At 66.6% G+C, this 724-nt stretch carries 1 pseudogene; it reads left to right on the top strand.

Annotated features, from left to right (window positions below):
* Positions 1-240 precede the first annotated feature (240 nt).
* Positions 241-724 (top strand): annotated as a pseudogene (locus AQJ91_RS48465) (alpha/beta hydrolase); the annotation flags it as partial.

The following is a 724-nucleotide window of genomic DNA, read 5'->3' on the forward strand; positions in this document are numbered from 1 at the left end:
GCCCACCGCGCACTGCGAGATCGTCTACGAGATCCCGATCAATGGCTAGTGCCGCATCAGGCAACGTTCGCCCTGGCGAGACGCGAGTGATGCCCCTTTGCGATACGTTCAGCGTCGCCGTGCCCGCTGCGAACTCGAGGAGGTGAGACCGATCAACGCTGTGACAGATTGGGGCTCCCTCCCTCCCTCGCATGGTCCAGGGAGAGCCTGCAGAAGGTGTCCCGAAAGGCTTGAAACGCTATGCGCTTCATCTCCAAGTCGTCGTTGGGCCGCGTGACCGAACAGCTCTTCACCCTCGACGAGATCCCCGGCGTGCTGTGGACGCCGGAAGACGCCCACGGCACTCGCCCCCTGATCCTTATGGGACACGGCGGCGGGCAACACAAGAAGGCCCCCGGCATCCTGGCCCGCGCGCATCGCTTCGCCGCCGAGGGCGGGTTCGCGGTCGCCGCGATCGACGTGCCCAACCACGGCGAGCGGCCGACGGACGAGGAGTTCGACCGGATCGCGACCGAGTACCGGGCGCGTATGGCCGCCGGAGAGGATACGGCTGTGCTGGACACCGCGATGTACACGCTCGTGGCCGGGCAGACCGTCGCGGAATGGCAGGCGGTCCTGACCGCAATTCAGCAACTCGACCATATCGGCGGCGGACCGGTGGGCTATTGGGGCGTGTCGCTGGGCTGCGCGTTCGGTATACCGTTCGTCGCCGCAGAACCTCGAG

The organism is Streptomyces dysideae, assembly GCF_001514305.1.
Classification (GTDB): domain Bacteria; phylum Actinomycetota; class Actinomycetes; order Streptomycetales; family Streptomycetaceae; genus Streptomyces; species Streptomyces dysideae.